The organism is Janibacter sp. FSL W8-0316 (assembly GCF_038004165.1).
Taxonomy (GTDB): Bacteria; Actinomycetota; Actinomycetes; order Actinomycetales; family Dermatophilaceae; genus Janibacter; species Janibacter indicus.
This window is the reverse complement of the sequence record NZ_JBBOQX010000001.1, coordinates 739,904-759,794: the sequence shown is the minus strand read 5'-3', so window position 1 is coordinate 759,794 and position 19,891 is coordinate 739,904. Positions and strand designations below refer to the sequence as shown.

Below are 19,891 nucleotides of genomic sequence, written 5' to 3'. Positions count from 1 at the left end.
CTTTGCACCCGAGGACGGTGACCGACGTGACCGATGTGTCCTTCTCCCCTTATGACCGCTGGTCCGCCCTGCCGCCCGACACCGGTCTCTACCGTCGTGACACCGAGAAGGACGCGTGCGGCGTCGCCATGGTCGCCACGATGCGTGGTCACGCCGGTCACGACATCATCGACCACGCCCTGCTCGCCCTGGCCAACCTCGACCACCGCGGCGCCACCGGTGCCGACCCGCTCGTCGGGGACGGCGCCGGCATCCTCAGCCAGGTCCCCGACCGGTTCCTCCGTGAGGTCGTCGACTTCGAGCTGCCCGAGGCCGGCCACTACGCCGTCGGCATCGCCTACGTCCCGACGGACGCGAGCGAGCGCGAGACGATGACCCAGCGCATCGACGAGATCGTCCGCGAGGAGGGCCTGACGGTCCTCGGCTGGCGCCATGTGCCCGTCCAGCGCGACATCGTCGGCCAGATGGCCCGCGACTGCATGCCCGACTTCTGGCAGCTCTTCGTCGCCGCACCCGGCGGCGAGGTCTCCGGGCTGACCCTCGAGCGGCTGGCCTTCGTCGCCCGCAAGCGCGCCGAGCGCGAGACCGGCGTCTACTTCTCCTCGCTGTCGGCCCGCACCATCACCTACAAGGGGATGCTGACCACCGCGCAGCTCGAGCCCTTCTACCCCGACCTGTCCGACGAGCGCTTCGAGAGCGAGCTCGCGCTCGTCCACCAGCGCTTCTCGACCAACACCTTCCCGAGCTGGCCGCTCAGCCACCCCTTCCGGTTCATCGCGCACAACGGCGAGATCAACACGGTCAAGGGCAACCGCAACTGGATGCGGGCGCGCGAGTCCCTGCTGAGCAGCGACATCATCCCCGGTGACCTGCAGCGGATCATGCCGATCTGCGCCCCGGAGGCGTCGGACTCGGCGTCCTTCGACGAGGTGCTCGAGCTGCTCCACCTCGGTGGCCGCTCGCTGCCGCACGCCGTGCTGATGATGATCCCCGAGGCGTGGGAGAACCACGCGACCATGCCGCAGGAGCTCAAGGACTTCTACGAGTTCCACTCCATGTTCATGGAGCCCTGGGACGGCCCGGCCTGCGTGACCTTCACCGACGGCAGCCTCGTCGGCGCGGTCCTCGACCGCAACGGCCTGCGTCCCGGTCGTTACTGGGTCACCGACGACGGCCTGGTCGTCCTCGCCTCCGAGTCGGGCGTGCTCGACCTCGAGCCCGAGCACGTCGTGCAGAAGGGGCGCCTGACGCCGGGCCGCATGTTCCTCGTCGACACCGCCGCCGGCCGGATCATCGAGGACGAGGAGATCAAGGGCCAGCTCGCCGCCGAGCGCCCCTACGGGCAGTGGCTGGACGAGGGCCGGATCATGCTCGGCGACCTGCCGCCGCGCGAGCACATCATGCACACGCCGGCGTCCGTCGCCCGCCGCCAGCAGACCTTCGGCTACACGCAGGAGGAGCTGAGGATCCTGCTCATGCCCATGGCGGAGAAGTCCATGGAGGCGCTCGGCTCGATGGGCACCGACACCCCGGTGGCGGTCCTGTCGGAGAGGCCACGGCTGATCTTCGACTACTTCACCCAGATGTTCGCCCAGGTGACCAACCCGCCGCTCGACGCGATCCGCGAGGAGCTCGTCACGGCGCTCGGCACGGCGATCGGCCCGGAGGGCAATGTCCTCGACGCCGACCCCGACCACGCCCGCCAGCTGGTCCTGCCCTTCCCCGTCATCGACAACGACGAGCTGGCCAAGATCGTCCACATCGACGCCGACGGCGAGCTGCCCGGCAAGGTGACGCACGTCGTGCGCGGTCTCTACGACGTGACCGGGGGAGAGGAGGCGCTGCGCGCCACCCTGGCCCGCATCTGCGCCGAGGTCTCCGACGCGATCGCCGAGGGCGCCCGGTTCATCGTGCTGTCCGACCGCGACTCCGGTCGTGACCTCGCGCCGATCCCGTCGCTGCTGCTCACCTCGGCCGTGCACCACCACCTCATCCGGGAGCGCACGCGTACCCAGGTCGGCCTGATCGTCGAGACCGGTGACGTCCGCGAGGTGCACCACGTCGCGCTGCTCATCGGCTACGGCGCCGCCGCGGTCAACCCCTACCTGGCCATGGAGTCCGTCGAGGACATGGTCCGTCGCGGGGTCATCACCGCTGTCGACGAGGAGACGGCGGTCCGCAACCTCATCAAGGCGCTCGGCAAGGGCGTGCTCAAGGTGATGTCGAAGATGGGCATCTCCACCGTGGCCTCCTACCGCGGCGCGCAGGTCTTCGAGGCCCTCGGCCTGAGCCAGGAGCTCGTCGACGAGTACTTCACGGGCACGGTCAGCCAGCTCGGCGGCATCGGTCTCGACGTCATCGCGGCCGAGACCGCGGCCCGGCACGCGCGGGCCTACCCGCCGGAGGGCATGCGCCCGCCGCACCGGGTCCTCGAGGTCGGTGGCGAGTACAAGTGGCGTCGCGAGGGCGAGCCGCACCTCTTCGACCCGGAGACGGTCTTCCGCCTCCAGCACTCCACCAGGGCGCGGCGCTACGACATCTTCAAGCAGTACACCGACCGGGTCAACGAGCAGTCCGAGCGGTTGATGACCCTGCGTGGGCTCTTCGCCCTCGCCGACGACCGCCCGTCGATCCCCATCGACGAGGTCGAGCCGGTCAGCGAGATCGTCAAGCGCTTCTCCACCGGTGCGATGAGCTACGGCTCGATCAGCCGCGAGGCCCACGAGACCCTCGCGGTCGCGATGAACCGCCTCGGTGCCCGCTCCAACACGGGTGAGGGGGGCGAGGACCTCGAGCGCCTCATGGACCCCGAGCGTCGCAGCTCGATCAAGCAGGTCGCTTCGGGTCGCTTCGGCGTCACGTCGGCCTACCTGACCAACAGCGACGACATCCAGATCAAGATGGCGCAGGGCGCCAAGCCGGGCGAAGGGGGGCAGCTCCCGGGCCACAAGGTCTACCCGTGGGTCGCGAGCACCCGTCACTCGACCCCGGGTGTCGGCCTGATCAGCCCCCCGCCGCACCACGACATCTACTCGATCGAGGACCTGGCGCAGCTGATCCACGATCTGAAGAACGCCAACCCGCAGGCGCGCGTGCACGTCAAGCTCGTCAGCGAGATCGGTGTCGGGACGGTCGCGGCGGGCGTGAGCAAGGCGCACGCCGACGTCGTGCTCATCTCGGGTCACGACGGCGGCACCGGTGCCTCGCCGCTCACCTCCCTCAAGCACGCCGGTGGTCCGTGGGAGCTCGGCCTCGCGTCGACCCAGCAGACTCTCGTGCTCAACGGCCTGCGCGACCGCATCGCGGTGCAGGTCGACGGGCAGATCAAGACCGGCCGCGACGTCCTCATCGGCGCGCTGCTCGGCGCCGAGGAGTTCGGCTTCGCGACGGCACCGCTCGTCGTCAGCGGCTGCATCCTCATGCGGGTGTGCCACCTCGACACCTGCCCGGTCGGCATCGCGACGCAGAACCCCGAGCTGCGCGAGCGCTACTCGGGCAAGCCGGAGTTCGTCGAGACCTTCTTCGAGTACATCGCCGAGGAGGTGCGTGAGCTGCTCGCCGAGCTCGGCTTCCGCACCCTCGACGAGGCCATCGGCCGGGTCGACCTGCTCGACACCCGCAAGGCGGTCGAGCACTGGAAGGCCTCGGGTCTCGACCTGGGCCCGATCTTCGCCAAGGTCAGCTCCTTCGACGGCTCGGGCGTGCGCCACGCGCGGGCCCAGGACCACGGCCTCGACAAGGCGCTGGACCACGAGCTCATCGCGGCGGCGCAGCCGGCCCTCGAGGGTGGCGAGCACGTCGCGGCGGAGTTCGCGGTGCGCAACGTCAACCGCACGCTCGGGACGATGCTCGGCCACGAGGTGACCAAGCGGCACCCGGAGGGCCTGCCCAACGGCACGATCGAGCTGACCCTCACCGGCTCGGCCGGTCAGAGCCTCGGCGCCTTCCTGCCCGTAGGCATCACCGTGACGATGGTCGGTGACGCCAACGACTACGTCGGCAAGGGCCTGTCCGGTGGCCGCATCATCGTGCGGCCCCCGGAGGACGCGAAGTACGTCGCCGAGGACAACGTCATCGCCGGCAACGTCATCGGCTACGGCGCCACCTCGGGCGAGATCTTCCTCCGTGGTGTCGTCGGCGAGCGCTTCTGCGTCCGCAACTCCGGCGCCACCGCCGTCGTCGAGGGCGTCGGCGACCACGGCTGCGAGTACATGACCGGTGGCACGGTCCTCGTCCTCGGGCCGACCGGCCGCAACTTCGCGGCTGGCATGTCCGGGGGCAATGCCTTCGTGCTCGATCTCGACGAGTCCCTCGTCAACCCCGAGCTCGTCGATGTCACCCCCCTTCGCGAGGGCGACCGGGAGGTCGTGAGTGGTCTGCTCCAGCAGCACCTCGAGCGCACCGGCTCCGCCGTCGCCCAGCGTCTGCTCGACGAGGGTGGTGCGGGCCTGGACCGCATCAAGCTCGTCCTGCCCCGCGACTACCAGCGCGTCCTCGACGTGCGGGCGGACGCCGAGGCCGAGGGCCTCGACGTCGACGGCTCCGTCGTCTGGGACCGGATCATGGAGGCTTCCCGTGGCTGACCCGCATGGATTCCTGAACACCCGCGAGCGCGAGCTCCCGCAGCGTCGTCCCGTCGACGTGCGCATCAAGGACTGGAAGGAGGTCTACGAGGAGCAGGAGCGCGGCCAGCTGCAGCGCCAGGCCGGCCGCTGCATGGACTGCGGCATCCCCTTCTGCCACTCGGGCTGCCCGCTGGGCAACCTCATACCGGAGTGGAACGACCTCGCGTGGCGCGGCGACTGGCACGACGCCATCGAGCGGCTGCACGCGACCAACAACTTCCCGGAGTTCACCGGTCGCCTGTGCCCGGCGCCCTGCGAGACCGCCTGCGTGCTCGGCATCAACCAGCCGGCCGTGACGATCAAGCAGATCGAGGTGCGCACGATCGAGGAGGCCTTCGGCCGCGGCGACGTGCCCCCGCATATCCCCGACCGGCTCACCGGCAAGACCGTTGCGGTCGTCGGCTCGGGCCCGGCCGGCCTGGCCGCGGCCCAGCAGCTGACCCGCGCCGGTCACACGGTGGCCGTCTACGAGCGCGCGGACGCCCCGGGTGGCCTGCTGCGCTACGGCATCCCGGAGTTCAAGATGGAGAAGCGGGTCCTCGACCGGCGCATCCAGCAGATGACCTCCGAGGGCACCCGATTCCGCTCCGGTGTCGACATCGGCAACGAGATCACCGGCCAGCAGCTGCGGGACCGCTACGACGCCGTCGTCCTGGCCATCGGCGCGACCGTCCCGCGCAACCTGCCGGTGCCCGGGCGTGAGCTCGACGGTGTCGTCCAGGCGATGGACTTCCTGCCGCCGGCCAACCGGGTCGCGCTCGGCGAGGAGGTCGAGGGCCAGGTCACCGCCGAGGGCAAGGACGTCATCATCATCGGTGGCGGCGACACCGGCGCCGACTGCATCGGCACCTCCATCCGTCAGGGCGCGAAGTCCGTGACGAGCCTGGAGATCATGCCGCAGCCGGGCACGGAGCGTCCGGGCAGCCAGCCGTGGCCGACCTACCCGATGCTCTTCCGCGTCGCCTCGGCGCACGAGGAAGGCGGCGACCGGGTCTACGCCGTGTCGACGACCGAGATCATCGGCGACGACGAGGGCAAGGTCTCCGGCCTGCGCCTGACCGAGGTCGAGCGCACGGACCAGGGCTTCGAGCCGGTCGAGGGCACCGAGCGGGTCCTGCCGGCCCAGCTCGTCCTGCTCGCCATGGGCTTCCTCGGCCCCGACCCCGAGGGTGTCGTGGCGCAGCTCGGGCTCGAGACCGACGAGCGCTCCAACATCGTGCGCGGCAAGGACTACCAGACCGGTGTCCCGGGCGTCTTCGTCGCCGGTGACGCCGGCCGCGGGCAGTCGCTCATCGTGTGGGCGATCGCCGAGGGCCGCGCCGCGGCCAACGGTGTGGACACCTATCTCATGGGCCGCTCGCAGCTGCCGCGCCCGATCAACCCCACGGACCGTCCGCTCGTCGTCTGAGCCGGCACGGCCCGACGAAGGGGGATGACCGTCTCGGCGGTCATCCCCCTTCGTCCGTGGTGGCGTCACGGTCATAGGGTGGAGACATGCGTCGCGCCAAGATCGTGTCCACCCTCGGTCCCTCGACATCCACCCCCGAGCGCATCCGTGAGCTGGTCTCGGCCGGCATGGACGTCGCCCGGCTCAACCTCTCGCACGGCGAGTACGCCGTCCACGAGGCCAACTACCGCAGCGTGCGCGAGGCGAGCGACGCGACCGGCCACGCCGTGGGTGTGCTCGTCGACCTGCAGGGGCCCAAGATCCGCACCGGGCGATTCGCCGACGGTCCGATCACCCTCGCCGCCGGCGACCACTTCACCATCACCACCCGCGACGTGCCCGGCGACCGGGAGGTCGTCGGCACGACCTATGCCGGCCTCGCCGGTGACGTGAGCGCGGGCGACACGATCCTCGTCGACGACGGCAAGATCACCCTCGCGGTCCACGACGTCGACGAGACCGACGTGCACTGCGTCGTCGTCTACGGCGGCCCGCTGTCGGACAACAAGGGGATCAACCTGCCGGGTGCCGCGGTGAGCGCGCCGGCGTTGTCCGACAAGGACGAGCAGGACCTGCGCTGGGCGCTCGGTCTGCGGGCCGACTACATCGCCCTGAGCTTCGTGCGCTCTGCCGACGACATCACGAGGGTCCACGAGATCATGGACGAGGTCGGCGTGCGCCTGCCCGTCATCGCCAAGATCGAGAAGCCGCAGGCCGTCGACGCCCTCGAGGAGATCATCGACGCCTTCGACGGCATCATGGTCGCCCGCGGTGACCTCGGGGTGGAGCTGCCCCTCGAGCAGGTGCCGCTCGTGCAGAAGCGCGCCGTCGAGCTGTGCCGGCAGAAGGCCAAGCCGGTCATCGTGGCCACCCAGGTCCTGGAGTCGATGATCGACAACAGCCGCCCCACCCGCGCCGAGGCCTCGGACGCGGCCAATGCGGTCCTCGACGGTGCGGACGCGCTGATGCTGTCGGGCGAGACCGCGGTCGGCAAGTTCCCTATCGAGGTCGTCAAGACGATGTCGAAGATCATCGAGACGACCGAGGAGCAGGGTCTGAGCCGCATGCGCGACCTCATGGCCCCGCCGACGACCCAGGGTGGCGTCATCGCTGCGGCGGCCGCCGAGACCGGAGAAGCGCTCGGGGTGAAGTACCTCATCGCCTTCACCCAGCTCGGTGGCTCCGCACGCCGGCTGGCGCAGGTCCGCAGCGGCCTGCCGATGCTCGCCTTCTCCCCGGTGCAGGACACCCGCTCCCAGCTGTCGCTCGTGTGGGGCATGCAGACCTTCCTCACCCCGCCGGTGACCCACACCGACCAGTACGCACTCATGGTCGACGAGCAGCTGCTCGACCTCGGGTGGGTGACGGAGGGCGACCGGGTGGTCATCGTCGCCGGCTCGCCGCCCGGGGTCCCCGGCTCGACCAATGCCCTGCGGGTGCACCGCATCGGCGATGCTCGCAACAAGACGACCATCGCCTACCGTGACGACTCCGAGCCGCCCGCTGGGGCGCTGCCCGGCGGCATGGGCTGAGTCGGGCACCACCTGATCCGGTCGGTATGCTGACCACGCCCCGGCCGGGGTGGTGGAATGGCAGACACGGAGCACTCAAAATGCTTTGCCCGCAAGGGCGTGCGGGTTCAAGTCCCGCCCTCGGCACCAGAGCACAACCTACGACGAAGGGTCCAGCATGACCGCGCAGACGGAGTCCTCCCAGGGGCAGCGAGTGCTGCTCGCCGAGGACGAGGCACTGATCCGCCTCGACCTCGCCGAGATGCTCACCGACGCCGGCTACGACGTCGTCGGCCAGGCGAGCAACGGCGAGGAGGCCGTCTCGCTGGCGGAGTCGCTCCAGCCGGACCTGATCATCATGGACGTCAAGATGCCGGTGATGGACGGGCTCCAGGCTGCCGAGACCATCGGTGAGAAGCGCATCTGCCCGGTCATCATGCTCACCGCCTTCTCCCAGAAGGAGCTCGTCGAGCGTGCCCGCGACGCCGGCGTCATGGCCTACATCGTCAAGCCCTTCACGGTCTCCGACGTCACGCCGGCCATCGAGGTCGCCACCTCGCGCTGGGCGGAGCTGAAGGCGCTGGAGTCCGAGGTCGCCGACCTCGGCGAGCGGCTCGAGACGCGCAAGGCCGTCGAGAAGGCCAAGGGCGTGCTGATGAAGAAGCTCAAGATCAGCGAGGCCGAGGCCTTCCGGTGGATCCAGAAGACGGCCATGGACCGCCGTCTGGGGATGCGTGAGGTCGCCGACGCCGTCGTCGCCGGGATGGACAAGGCCTGAGTCGGACCTGAGGGCTCAGCCCAGCGCGACGACGAGCTGGGTGAGCAGGGGAGCGACGACCAGCGCCGGCAGCATGTCCCCGACGGGGATCTGCCGGATCTGCAGCAGTCGCAACGAGATCCCGACGAGCACCAGGCCGCCGGTGGCGGTGAGGGCGGCGATGTGTGCCTCCGGCAGGACCGCGCCCAGGGCGACTCCCACGAGCGTCAGCGAGCCCTGGACGACCCCGACGCTCACGGCCGACATCAGCACACCCACACCGAAGGTCGAGGCGAAGGCCAGGGCGGCGAAGGCGTCGAGCACGGACTTCAGCGCCAGCTTGTCGATGCCGCGACCGAGCCCGTCGTCGAGGGTGCCGAGGATCGTCAGCGGGCCGACGCAGAAGAGCAGGCTCGCGGTGAGCCACCCCTCGACGAAGCGCTCACGGCCCTCGCTGTCGTCGCGCCGCGCCCCGACGACGGCCTGAACCCGCCCGGCGAGGCGACCGAGCCGCTCCTCAATCCGCAGGAGCGAGCCGACGATGCTGCCGATGAGCAACGAGCCCAGCACGATGAGTACCGGCGCCCCGGTGCCGACGGCGTCGGCCAGCGCCGGCGAGGTGACGTCCACGGCCGACAGGCCCGCCATGAGCAGGGTGACCAGACCGAGGCAGTCGGTGACGACCTCCCGGGTGTGGGCGGGCAGGCGTCCGCCCACGGCCATCCCGGCGAGTGCGCCGGCGACGACCGCGAGCACGTTGATGACGGTGCCCGCACCGATGAAGTCCACGTCGGCCCCCTTCGCTCAGCTGCCGGGGTCACGATAGACGTCGATGTCTCCCTCACGGTGCGTCATCCGCAGGACGGCGACCTCCCGGGCGGTCGCCGGGACGTTCTTGGCCAGCTCGGCCTCGGCGCTGTCGGTGAGGTAGATCGTGTCGGCGTCCTCGGGGCCGGTCCCGGCCCACAGGTGGTCGGCGTCCTCGGGGAAGGGCCAGGGCGTGAGGTAGTGCGGCTGCCAGCCCTGCCGGTGGGCCTGCCAGGCGACGGCCGGTGAGGCGCCGAGCGTGGGGACGAAGCCCAGTCCGCTGATGCGCAGGTGACGGCCCTCGCCGGCACCCAGGTCGTCACCGGCCGCTCGCGCCACGCGGGTCATCGAGTCGTACTCGGCCCATGCCGGCGGCAGGGCGAGGACCGTGGCCGCCACGCCGCCGGCCACCAGCGCCGCCCCGAGCGGGCGAGCAATCCGCGCCGGGAGGTGCGGTGTCGCGGAATCGAGGTAGGCCAGCCCGCGCCAGACGAGGGCACACCACGTGAAGGCGGCCACCGGCAGCCACGTGATGACCCAGTAGGGGGCCAGCGGCCACTCCGGCAGGCGAGATGCCGTCGCGAGCATCCCGAGGTTGGCCACGAGCGCCACCCGCGCCGGCCAGGCGCTGCTCGCGCGCCCCTGCGGCACGCGGTAGCCGGTGGCGATCGCCGCGAGCAGCACGATGATCCCGATGCCGACGACCGTGGCGAGCTCGCCCCCCTGGGTGAGCAGGTCGGAGGAGTTGCGGCGGAAGCCTCCGGGGCCGGGGGCGATGAGGTCGAGGTGCCCGATGCCGGCCGTGAGGCCGATCGGGTCGCCGGTGCCGGAGGTGGCCCAGCGGACGATCTGGGCGAGGTTGTTGGGCTGGTGGACGACCAGCTCGACGATGCTCGGGAGCCACACGAGCACGCCGAGCCCGAGCGCCCACCGGTGCGCCGGACGGTCGTCCGGGTGCCGTCGTCGACGGGTCCGGGTGAGGCGTGGCCGCAGCACGAGGCCGGTGGCCAGCGCGGCGAGGGCCACTGCGAGCGGCAGAAAGGCCAGGTTGGACTGGGCGATGAGCGAGACCGCGACGACGAAGGGGGGCAACGCCCGGCGGTCGCCATGTGCCAGCCCCCAGAGCAGCAGCAGCGCGAGGAAGGTCGGCAGGAGCGGGGCGTAGGGGTTGAAGGGGCGGAACATCGCCTCGCCACCGATGGCCCACTGGGTGAGCAGGACCCCGGCCGTGAAGACGACGACCCCGAGGGTGCCGCCGAGGCGACGGGCCCACACGACGCTCAGCACCGATGCGGCGGCGGCGACGAGGGCGCCGCCGACCGCCAGTCCGGCGGCGGACCCGCCGGTCAGGGCGAGGGGGAGGGCCAGCAGGTAGAACTGCAGCGGACCCAGGTGGTGCGTGGCCAGGTCCTGGTGGCCGCCGTCGCCGGAGGTGCTGCGCATGCCCGTCACCGGGAGGTGGCCGTCGAGGATCCCGGCGGTGCGCAGGGCGACGGTGGCGTCGTCTCCGCTGGGCTGCCAGCCGTGGGCGATGGCCTGGACGGCGGCGGCGATCGGGCCGATGACGACGGCCAGGAGCGCCACGGCGAGCAGGGCCTCGCTCGTCGTCCAGCCGCGAGGGTCGAGCCGGTACCGGAGGTCGGTCAGACGCCGAAGGGGGAAGGGCCGCGGCCTGGTGCGTCGAGGGCGTCCCAAGCGTCAGGCGCCCGGCGCCGCGGGGCGCAGGATGCACGTGATGCGCGAGGTGCAGGTGCGCCGGCCGGAGTCGTCGACGATCGTCACCTCGTAGCAGGCCACACTGCCGCCGAGCGTCACCGGGACCGCGGTGCCGGTGACCCAGCCCTCGCGCGCCGCGCGGTGGTGCGTGGCGTTGATGTCGAGCCCCACGGCGATCTTGCCGAGCGTGTGGGCGTGGAGCGCCGAGCCGATGGACCCCAAGGTCTCGGCCAGGACGACGCTGGCGCCGCCGTGGAGGATCCCGTAGGGCTGGGTGTTGCCTTCGACGGGCATCCGGGCGACGACCTTGTCGGCCGCCGCCTCAAGGATCTCGATCCCCATCCGCTCGGCCAGCGCCCCTCGGTGGGTCTGCAGCTGGTCACCCACGAGCGTCGGCGCGACGGTGGGGGCGGGGGTCTCGTTCATCGGGGGTCTCCTGGGTCGGTCCTCGGGGCTGTGCCCAGCCTGCCACGGGCCGGGGCCGTCGGTGCAAGCGCCTAGGGTGTGACGTGTGAGTCGACTACTGCTGCTGGACGGACACTCCTTGGCCTACCGGGCCTTCTTCGCCCTCCCCGCTGAGAACTTCTCGACGAGCACGGGACAGCACACCAACGGCGTCTACGGCTTCGTCGCCATGCTCATCAACGTCCTGCGCGACGAGGAGCCCACCCACGTCGCCGTCGCCTTCGACGTCTCCCGGGCGACCTTCCGCAGCGACGAGTACGCGGAGTACAAGGCCGGCCGCAGTGCGACCCCCGACGCCTTCTCCGGGCAGATCCCGCTGCTCAAGGAGGTGCTCGACGCGCTCAACATCACGCACGTCGAGCTCGAGGGCTTCGAGGCGGACGACATCATCGCGACGCTGGCCACCCAGGGGCGCGAGGCCGGCATGGAGGTGCTCATCTGCTCCGGTGACCGCGACACGCTCCAGCTGGTCGACGAGCACACGACGGTCCTCTACCCGCGCAAGGGTGTCTCCGACCTCGTGCGGATGACGCCCGAGGCGGTCGCCGACAAGTACGGGGTCGGGCCCGATCGTTACAGCGATCTCGCCGCGCTCGTCGGCGAGGCGAGCGACAACCTGCCCGGGGTTCCCGGCGTCGGCCCCAAGACGGCGGCGAAGTGGATCAACGCCCACGGCGACCTGCAGGGCATCGTCGCCTCGGTCGACCAGATCGGCGGCAAGGCCGGCCAGTCGCTGCGCGACCACCTCGACCAGGTCCTGCGCAACCGTCGGCTCAACGCCCTGCTGCGCGACGTCGACCTGCCGGTCGGCGTCGACGACGTCGCCCGGCGCGAGTGGGACCGCGAGCAGGTCCACACCCTCTTCGACAGCCTCGAGTTCCGGGTCCTGCGCGACCGGCTCTTCGCGACCTTCGACACCCAGGAGTCGGAGGTCACCGGTGGGGTCGAGGTCGACGGCCGGGTGCTCGGTGCCGGCGAGGTCGGCCCCTGGCTCGAGGAGCACCGCACCGACCGGCTCGGCGTCGACGTCGTCGGTGAGTGGGGCCGGGGCGGCGGCGAGGTGCTCGGGCTGGGGCTGGCCACGGCCGAGGGCGAGGCCGCCCACGTGCCGGTCACCGACCTCGCCCCCGACGACGAGGCCGCCCTGCGCAGCTGGCTCGCCGACGCCGAGCGACCCAAGGTCATGCACGACGCCAAGGGCCCGATGCTCGCCCTCGCCGCCTCCGGCCTGCCGCTCGACGGACTGACCGTCGACACGGCCATCGCCGCCTACCTCGTGCGCCCCGACCAGCGCTCCTACGACCTCGCCGATCTCGCCGTGCGCCACCTCGGCCGCGACCTCACCGCAGGTGAGGAGGAGTCCGACCAGGGCATGCTCGACTTCTCCGCCGACGACTCCGAGGCCGGTCGCTCGTCCATGGTCCGCGCCGCGGCGGCGGTGGAGCTGGCGCCCGTCCTCGAGGAGCTCGTCGAGGAGACCGGCGGCACCCACCTCATGCGTGAGGTCGAGCTGCCCGTCGTCGGGGTCCTCGCCGCCATGGAGGCAGCGGGCATCGCCGTCGACGGCGACGCGCTCACTGGCCTCGAGGCCGACTTCGCCGACAAGGTCGCGACCGCCCAGGCCGACGCGTGGGCCGCCATCGGAGACGAGCAGATCAACCTCGGCTCGCCCAAGCAGCTGCAGACGGTGCTCTTCGAGACCCTCGGGTTGCCCAAGACCCGGCGGACCAAGACCGGCTACACGACCGACGCGGACGCGCTCGCCGATCTCTACGCCAAGACCGAGCACCCCTTCCTCGAGGCGCTGCTGCGCCACCGCGACGCCACCCGGCTGCGGGTGACCGTCGAGGGCCTGATCAAGTCGGTGGCCGACGACGGTCGCATCCACACGACCTACCAGCAGACGATCGCTGCCACCGGTCGGCTCTCCTCGACCGATCCCAACCTGCAGAACATCCCGATCCGCACCGAGGAGGGCCGGCGCATCCGCGAGGTCTTCGTCGTCGGGCCCGGCCACGAGTCGCTCATGTCCGCCGACTACAGCCAGATCGAGATGCGCGTCATGGCGCACCTGTCCGGCGACGAGGGGCTCATCGAGGCCTTCCGGACCGGTGAGGACCTGCACCGCTTCGTCGGGGCGCGGGTCTTCGGCGTCGAGCCCGAGGGTGTCACCGCCGAGATGCGGAGCAAGGTCAAGGCGATGTCCTACGGCCTGGCCTACGGGTTGAGTGCCTTCGGGCTGAGCAAGCAGCTGGGCATCTCCACCGGCGAGGCTACCGACCTCATGGACGAGTACTTCGTGCGGTTTGGAGGCGTGCGCGACTACCTCGAGGAGGTCGTCGACCGCGCGCGAGCGACCGGCTACACCGAGACGATGCTCGGTCGTCGGCGCTACCTGCCCGACCTCACGAGCGACAACCGCCAGCGCCGTCAGATGGCCGAGCGGATGGCTCTCAACGCGCCGATCCAGGGCTCGGCCGCCGACATCATGAAGGTCGCGATGCTGCGCGTCGACCGGGCACTGGCCGAGAGCGACCTGCGCTCCCGGGTCCTGCTCCAGGTCCACGACGAGCTCGTCCTCGAGATCGCGGCAGGTGAGGCCGAGCCCGTCGAGCAGCTCGTGCGCGAGCAGATGGGCGGCGCCGTCGACATGGACGTGCCCCTCGACGTCTCCGTGGGGCTGGGTCGCAGCTGGCACGACGCCGCCCACTGACCCGGGTCAGTGGGCGGCGACCTCGCCGGTGCCCAGCACGCCGTCGGTCAGGTGCCGCCCCTCCGGGACGACGGCGTCGCGCCCGACGACGCTGCGGGTGATCCGGGCGCCGGACCCGACCCTTCCGCCGGGCAGGACCAGCGCCCCGTCGAGGAGGGCACCGTCGGCGACGGCGGCCCCGGGGTGGACGACGCTGCCGCCACCGAGCCGGGCCGACGGCGAGACCCGGGCACCGTCGATGACCAGTGACTCGCCGCGTGGGGTCGGCGCCGCCCCGGGCCACGGTGCGCGCAGCAGGTCGCGGTTCGCGGCGACGAGCGCCGCCGGGGTGCCGACGTCGAGGAAGTAGGCGTCCTCCCGGTGGGCGACGAGGCGTGTATCGGCCACGAGTGCGGGGAAGACCTCGCGCTCGAGGGACACCGAGCCGGCCGGGGGGATCTCGTCGAGGAGGTGCGGGCGCACGACATAGGTGCCGGCGTTGACCGTCGTCGACGGGGGAGCCGGCGACTTCTCGACGAAGGCCACGACCCGCCCCCGGTCGCCGACCACGACGCTCCCGTAGGCGCGGGCGTCGTCGACCTCGCGCACGTGCACGCAGGCGAGGACCCCGGCATCGGCGGCGGTGAGGGCCGACACCTGGGCCCCGAGGTCGTGCCCGGTGAGCAGGTCGCCGTTGACGACGACCACGACGTCGGCGTCACGAAGGGGGCCCAGCGCCTCCCGCAGGCCACCGCCGGTCCCGAGCGGAGTGGCCTCGACGACACACGTGAGGTCCACCCCCTTCGCCCGGCAGCGCTCGACGAGCGGCTCGAAGTCCTCGTGCCGGTAGCCGGTGGACAGCACGACCCGACGCACGCCGGCGCGCTCGAGCGCACTCAGCTGGTGCTCGACCAGGGTCCACGGGCCGACGGGCAGGAGCGGCTTGGGGCAGTCGTCGGTGAGTGGTCGCATCCGGCTGCCGACCCCGCCGGCGAGGATCACCGCTGCCGGGGTGGTCAGCGCAGCTCCTCGCCGCGGGCGATCGCCTGCACCTGCGGGGCCAGCCAGCGCCAGAAGATCGGGCCGGACTCGCTCGTGAAGTGGATCGAGTCCTCGTAGAGCGGGACGTCGTTGATCGTGTCGTGCACCTCGTCGTCGGCGCAGAGCAGCGAGTACTGGTCGATGACCGGCACGTCGTGCTCCGTGGCCCAGGAGGCGACCGTGCGGTTGAGGGTGGTGACGTACTCGGTGTCGTTGATCCGCTCGACCTCCTCGAGGTTGAAGGTCGGCATCGAGTGGCAGGCGAGGTTCATCAGCGCGAACCGGCTGTCCCCGGCGGCCTCGTGGGCCTCGTCGAGGTTGTCCTCGATGAGGTCAACCCACTCCGGGGAGCCGAAGCGCACGACCTTGCCGTCGACCATGCGGTCGGTCACCAGGGTCTGGGCGACGAAGTAGACGACGACGTCGGGCTGGTCCTGGGCGATCGACGAGCGCCAGGACGAGCGCCAGTCACGGCAAGCCTGCGAGTCGTCCTGGGTCTTGCCGTCGCTGTAGCGCGGGACGTCGAGCGGGTCGCATCCGACGTCGGTGAGGGTGTCGACACGCAGGTCCGGGTGGGCCGACGCGCGGAAGGTGGTCGCCAGACTCTCGGGGATCGAGTTGCCGACGAGCGTCACCCGGGTCATCCGGCTGCCCGGTCGGTAGGAGTCCTCACCGACCTCGACCTTGCCGGACGCGCCGATCGCGGTGGGCGCGACCCGGTCCGCTGCCGCGGGCAGGGCAAGGGCCCCCATGACGAGCAGCGGTGCGCTGGCCCAGCACACGACTGCGCTCGCCCGGGGGAGACGGGGTACCAGGGCCTGGACCCCCTCACGCCGGACAGGGCGCTCGACGAAGCGGTAGGACAGGGCGGCGAGCGCGACCGTCAGGGCCACCTGCAGGGCTGCCCGGGCCGCGGTCGGCCACGGCACGATCTGGTCGTTGAGGAAGACGACGATCGGCCAGTGCCAGAGGTAGAGGCCGTAGGAGATCATGCCGATGCGACGCAGCGGCTCGAGCGCGAGTGTCCGCTGGACGAGGGACTCCGCGGGGCTGGTGGCCGCGACGAGGACGATGCAGACGAGCACGGAGAGCGGCACGGCCACACCCTCGAGGATCAGGCTCTGCCCGCGGTCGGCCCACCAGAAGGTCGAGACGACGACGAGCAGGGCCGGCAGCGCCAGCCGTCGGCACCACAGGTCGAGCGTGCGCACGACGTCGCGGGGGATCGACCCCGGGCCCCCGCTGATGAAGGCGGCGACCGCCGCCCCTACGAGCAGCTGGTGGGCACGGGTGTCGGTGCCGTAGTAGACACGGCTGGGATCCAGCCCGGGCTGGTGGAGCGCGGCCATGAGCAGCGCCGAGGCGGCGGCGAGCCCGGCGAGGGACCACACGAGGGTCGCGCGACGACGCACGAGCGCGAGCAGGGCGACGAGCAGCAGCGGGTAGACGATGTAGAACTGCTCCTCGACCGCCAGTGACCAGGCGTGCCGCAGGGGCGAAGGGGAGGCCACCTGCCCGAAGTAGGCCTCGTCGCCGAGGACGAAGCGCCAGTTGGCGACGTAGAAGAGCGTCGCCAGGGCGTCCCCGGCGACACTCGCCCGTCGCCCCGGCAGGGTGAGGAAGAGCGCCGCGACGATGACCGCCGCCAGGACGAGGAAGAGCGCGGGCAGCAGGCGTCGTGCGCGGGCCAGCCAGAAGTCGACGAGGTCGATGCGACCGCGGTTGCCGCGGTACTGCGCGAGGAGCAGCGAGGTGATGAGGAAGCCGGAGATGACGAAGAAGATGTCGACGCCGAACCAGCCGCCCGGCGCCGACCGCGGGTAGACGTGGTAGGCGATGACGGACACCACCGCGAGCGCCCGCAGACCGTCGATCGCCGGTCGGTAGGGCAGGGAGGTGTGCTGGGTTGCTCTGGACATGTCCTGCTTCCGAAGGGGGCGGCTCATTATGACCCAACTCGTGGGTAATATGACGGCCATGACCGAGCACACCGAGGCGAGCTCTCCCACACGGCAGTTCGCGCCACTGGCCATCATCCTGGGCATCCCGCTGATCTTTGCGGCGATCTTCTTCTACACCAGCCCGGTCACCCTGGTGACCGGTGGGGACCAGGGCATCTTCAAGTGCGGTTCGCCCAGCTCGCCCAACAGCGACGCCGACAACGTCTGCGCCCAGCCGGAGAAGGCTGCCCGCAACAAGGCCATCTACTCGGGCCTCTCCGGCGTGGTCCTCGTGGGCCTGGGCGCGGTCTGGCTCCTGCGCGGGCAGCGGCACGACGACGAGGACGAGTGGGACGACGAGCGACCCCGTCGGCGCTCCGACGACATCGACCTGCGCGCCGACGCCGACGAGCGTCGCGGCGCTGACGAGCCGCTGCGCGGTGCTCGCCGTGAGCGCCGCGCCGACGCCGACTCGCGCTCGCGTCGGCGCGACGAGGACGACGACCTCGACCTCGATGCCGACGAGCCGCGTGCCCCGCGGCGCGACGAGGCCCGACGCAGCCGCCGTGACGACGACCTCGACTCGCGCTCACTCCGGCGTGACGACGACTGGTCCTCGGACGGCTGGCGCTGATGCGGGTCGAGGACTTCCTCACCGAGGTCGAGCGCTCCTTTGCCGGAGACCCGCAGACGAGCGACCCGATCGACCCCGTCTTCGCGCACATCGCCGAGACGGTCAACGGCTACACCGCGGTCAACGAGCTCGCCGTGCTCAACGCCGCAGCCCGTGTGCTGCCCGATGACGAGTGCTACCTCGAGGTCGGCAGCTACAAGGGTCGGTCGATGTCGGCCGCTGTGCAGGGCATCACCGACAAGACCTTCTACATCGTGGAGAACTACCTCGAGTTCGGCATGCAGGGGCAGCAGGCCCGCGAGGAGCTCGACCGCAACCTCGCGACCCACGCCCAGGACGTCGACGTGCGCCTCCTGGAAGGCAACTGCTTCTCGCTGCTGCACCGCCCGGGGGTCGTCGACCGCCCGATCGGCGTCTACTTCTACGACGGCGAGCACACCGGCCTGTCGCACTACCTCGCCCTCGGCATCATCGAGCCGTGGCTGGCCGACGAGGCGGTCATCCTCGTCGACGACGCCACCTACCCGATGGTCAGCGACGCGCACGACGCCTTCCTCGCCAAGCACCCCCAGTGGCGCCTCGAGCGGCGCTGGGACGCGTCGAGCAACAACGACCCCCGCTGGGCCAACGGCCTGCACGCCCTGAGCTTCCGCCGTGACGAGGCGACCGCACGCGGCGCGGACGAGCCGTGGGACGTGCGCTGGCGCCGTCTGGCCTATCTCTCCTCGCTCGGCCCCGGTCAGAAGGCGGCGTGGAAGGCCATCCACCGCTTCCCGGAGCTCATCCCGCTGGCGAAGAAGCTCTACCCGTCGAAGAAGGCCAGCTCGATCGACTGACGCGCGGGTGACCCCGGCCGGCCCGTGATCACTCGCGGGTCAGGCCGAGCGCCTCCGTCGTCTCGGCCGAGTCCGGTCCGGGTGTCATCTCGCTGCCGGGCACGCGCAGCAGCCCGATGAGCGCGACCACCGCGGCCGTCGCGCCCACCGCGGTCAGCACCTCGGTGGGCGAGTGGTCGAACCACAGCAGCACCAGGGCGCTCTGCACCCCCGCAGCCGCCCACACGACGGCGGTCATGACGTGGTCGCCGCGGCTCATCCCGGCGAAGAGCCACACCTGGATCACCGCCCAGAGGGTGCCGATCAGGGCGAACCACACGAGGAGCGGCTCGGCGTCGACGAAGGCTCTGCCGCCGGAGATCGCGACGAGCGGGCCGGGGACGAGCGCGCACCCCAGGGCCACGACCAGCCCGATGGCCAGCACGCCGAGGGCCGAGCGGTGCAGCGTGGCCCGTACCCGCCCCCCTTCGGCCGAGTCGGCCACCGACGGTACGACGGCGAGGGCGACGAACTGGGTGCCCCAGAAGACGACCTTGCCGAAGAGCGCCGCGAGTGCGTAGGCGCCGCTGTCGTGGTCGGTGAGCACGGAGCGGGCGAGCACGACGTCGAGGCTGGAGAGCGCCATGAGCCCGGCCAGGGCGATGTTGCTGCGCACGAGGTCGCCGAGCAGCGCGAGGGCTCGGGGCGCCCGGCCCCCTGTGTCGAGAGCCGGCGCTGCGAGGAGCAGCGCCACGAGCAGCGTGACGAGCGAGGCGGCGAAGGTCGCGGCGAAGACCTGCGCCACCGAGAAGTCGAGTCCGGTGGCGGCGAGCGCCGCGAGCACCCGTGTGCCTGCGGTCACGAGGTAGACGACGGACAGGCGGCCGTAGGACTCACGGCCGAGCAGCACCCCCTGGAGCGCACCGGTGACGGTCATCGGCGGCAGCATCAGCGCCATCCACACGATCGACCACGACGTGTCCAGCCGCAGCCCGTCGCGGATCAGGGGGGCGCACGCGATCGTGCCGGCCGCGAGGGCGGACCCCACGGCCAGTGCCGGCCAGACCCCGGTCACCTGGGTGCCCCGCTCGCGGTCGGTGGTCGTCTGCCGCCGGGCCACGACGACCTGGAAGGCGCCCGCGGGCATGGCGAGCAGCACGCCATAGGTGTTGAGCGCGGAGAAGCCCCCGAAGTCGGCCGGGCCGAGGGTCGCCGAGACCAGCGCCACGAAGACATAGCTCATGACATTGGCGAGCCCCATCGCCACGCCGAGGGAGAGTCCGGCGACCGGCAGAGCGCGTCGTGCACGCGGCGACATGGCGCTCCTGACGAGGGGGTGGACGAAGGGGGTGGATGTGACCGCCACGATGTTACGCCCCGGTAGCGCACGGGTGTCCGTCGGTTAGGATCGGTTGGTCCGGCGTGCTGCAGGTGCGTCATC

At 71.4% G+C, this 19,891-nt stretch carries 13 protein-coding genes and 1 tRNA gene; 8 read left to right on the top strand and 6 right to left on the bottom strand.

Annotated elements, in window-relative coordinates; all coding sequences use genetic code 11:
* The first annotated feature begins 17 nt into the window (after positions 1 to 17).
* From gltB to NYE39_RS03645, 5 genes are all read left to right on the top strand, one after another.
* Positions 18 to 4,583 (top strand): glutamate synthase large subunit, encoded by a 4,566-nt coding sequence (gltB, locus tag NYE39_RS03665; protein WP_341011867.1) that lies wholly within the window; start codon positions 18 to 20, stop codon positions 4,581 to 4,583.
* Complete coding sequence (locus NYE39_RS03660; RefSeq protein ID WP_072624727.1) at positions 4,576 to 6,033, top strand: glutamate synthase subunit beta; 1,458 nt, start codon at positions 4,576 to 4,578, stop codon at positions 6,031 to 6,033. The genes gltB and NYE39_RS03660 overlap by 8 nt, the downstream gene beginning before the upstream one ends.
* Positions 6,034 to 6,119: 86 nt before the next feature.
* Positions 6,120 to 7,604, top strand: coding sequence for a pyruvate kinase (gene pyk / locus NYE39_RS03655; RefSeq protein ID WP_072624726.1), 1,485 nt, complete (start codon positions 6,120 to 6,122; stop codon positions 7,602 to 7,604).
* A 43-nt stretch (positions 7,605 to 7,647) separates the two neighbouring features.
* A tRNA-Leu gene (locus NYE39_RS03650) sits at positions 7,648 to 7,733 on the top strand.
* A gap of 28 nt (positions 7,734 to 7,761) precedes the next feature.
* Positions 7,762 to 8,361, top strand: coding sequence for an ANTAR domain-containing response regulator (locus NYE39_RS03645; RefSeq protein ID WP_072624725.1), 600 nt, complete (start codon positions 7,762 to 7,764; stop codon positions 8,359 to 8,361).
* Positions 8,362 to 8,376: 15 nt separating this feature from the next.
* On the opposite strand, the gene NYE39_RS03640 is transcribed toward NYE39_RS03645, so the two are convergent.
* From NYE39_RS03640 to NYE39_RS03630, 3 genes are read right to left on the bottom strand one after another with little or no spacing between them, the layout of a single operon-like run.
* Complete coding sequence (locus NYE39_RS03640; protein WP_072624724.1) at positions 8,377 to 9,129, bottom strand: DUF554 domain-containing protein; 753 nt, start codon at positions 9,127 to 9,129, stop codon at positions 8,377 to 8,379.
* Positions 9,130 to 9,144: 15 nt separating this feature from the next.
* Positions 9,145 to 10,842, bottom strand: coding sequence for a hypothetical protein (locus tag NYE39_RS03635; RefSeq protein WP_341011866.1), 1,698 nt, complete (start codon positions 10,840 to 10,842; stop codon positions 9,145 to 9,147).
* A 3-nt stretch (positions 10,843 to 10,845) separates the two neighbouring features.
* Positions 10,846 to 11,289 carry a PaaI family thioesterase gene (locus NYE39_RS03630; protein ID WP_083546098.1) on the bottom strand — a complete coding sequence of 148 codons (444 nt, stop codon included), beginning with the start codon at positions 11,287 to 11,289 and terminating at the stop codon, positions 10,846 to 10,848.
* An 85-nt stretch (positions 11,290 to 11,374) separates the two neighbouring features.
* Between NYE39_RS03630 and polA the strand changes: the two genes are divergently transcribed.
* Positions 11,375 to 14,041: a DNA polymerase I gene (gene polA, locus NYE39_RS03625; protein WP_072624722.1), complete on the top strand. Its 2,667-nt coding sequence runs from the start codon at positions 11,375 to 11,377 to the stop codon at positions 14,039 to 14,041.
* A gap of 6 nt (positions 14,042 to 14,047) precedes the next feature.
* On the opposite strand, the gene NYE39_RS03620 is transcribed toward polA, so the two are convergent.
* Entirely contained in the window at positions 14,048 to 15,022 is a 975-nt protein-coding gene (locus NYE39_RS03620) for an NDP-sugar synthase (protein ID WP_341011865.1), read from the bottom strand.
* Between the two features lie 14 nt (positions 15,023 to 15,036).
* Positions 15,037 to 16,980 (bottom strand): acyltransferase family protein, encoded by a 1,944-nt coding sequence (locus NYE39_RS03615; RefSeq protein WP_341011864.1) that lies wholly within the window; start codon positions 16,978 to 16,980, stop codon positions 15,037 to 15,039.
* Between the two features lie 58 nt (positions 16,981 to 17,038).
* Between NYE39_RS03615 and NYE39_RS03610 the strand changes: the two genes are divergently transcribed.
* Both NYE39_RS03610 and NYE39_RS03605 read left to right on the top strand, forming a co-directional pair.
* The gene (locus tag NYE39_RS03610) at positions 17,039 to 17,635 is read left to right on the top strand and encodes a hypothetical protein (RefSeq protein ID WP_341011863.1); all 597 of its coding nucleotides are present in this window, start codon (positions 17,039 to 17,041) and stop codon (positions 17,633 to 17,635) included.
* Entirely contained in the window at positions 17,635 to 18,471 is an 837-nt protein-coding gene (locus NYE39_RS03605) for a class I SAM-dependent methyltransferase (protein WP_192910338.1), read from the top strand. The genes NYE39_RS03610 and NYE39_RS03605 overlap by 1 nt, the downstream gene beginning before the upstream one ends.
* Before the next feature lie 28 nt (positions 18,472 to 18,499).
* Here the strand turns inward: NYE39_RS03605 and NYE39_RS03600 are convergent, their stop codons facing one another.
* A complete protein-coding gene (locus tag NYE39_RS03600; protein ID WP_341011862.1) occupies positions 18,500 to 19,768 on the bottom strand; it encodes a lipopolysaccharide biosynthesis protein in 1,269 nt (422 codons plus the stop codon).
* Positions 19,769 to 19,891: the final 123 nt, after the last annotated feature.

Excerpts from the sequence above, each read along its gene's own strand:
- NYE39_RS03610 (WP_341011863.1), top strand. The coding sequence starts at position 17,039 with ATGACCGAGCACACCGAGGCGAGCTCTCCCACACGGCAGTTCGCGCCA.
- NYE39_RS03605 (WP_192910338.1), top strand. The coding sequence starts at position 17,635 with ATGCGGGTCGAGGACTTCCTCACCGAGGTCGAGCGCTCCTTTGCCGGA.
- NYE39_RS03645 (WP_072624725.1), top strand. The coding sequence starts at position 7,762 with ATGACCGCGCAGACGGAGTCCTCCCAGGGGCAGCGAGTGCTGCTCGCC.
- NYE39_RS03630 (WP_083546098.1), bottom strand. The coding sequence starts at position 11,289 with ATGAACGAGACCCCCGCCCCCACCGTCGCGCCGACGCTCGTGGGTGAC.
- pyk (WP_072624726.1), top strand. The coding sequence starts at position 6,120 with ATGCGTCGCGCCAAGATCGTGTCCACCCTCGGTCCCTCGACATCCACC.
- NYE39_RS03615 (WP_341011864.1), bottom strand. The coding sequence starts at position 16,980 with ATGTCCAGAGCAACCCAGCACACCTCCCTGCCCTACCGACCGGCGATC.
- NYE39_RS03600 (WP_341011862.1), bottom strand. The coding sequence starts at position 19,768 with ATGTCGCCGCGTGCACGACGCGCTCTGCCGGTCGCCGGACTCTCCCTC.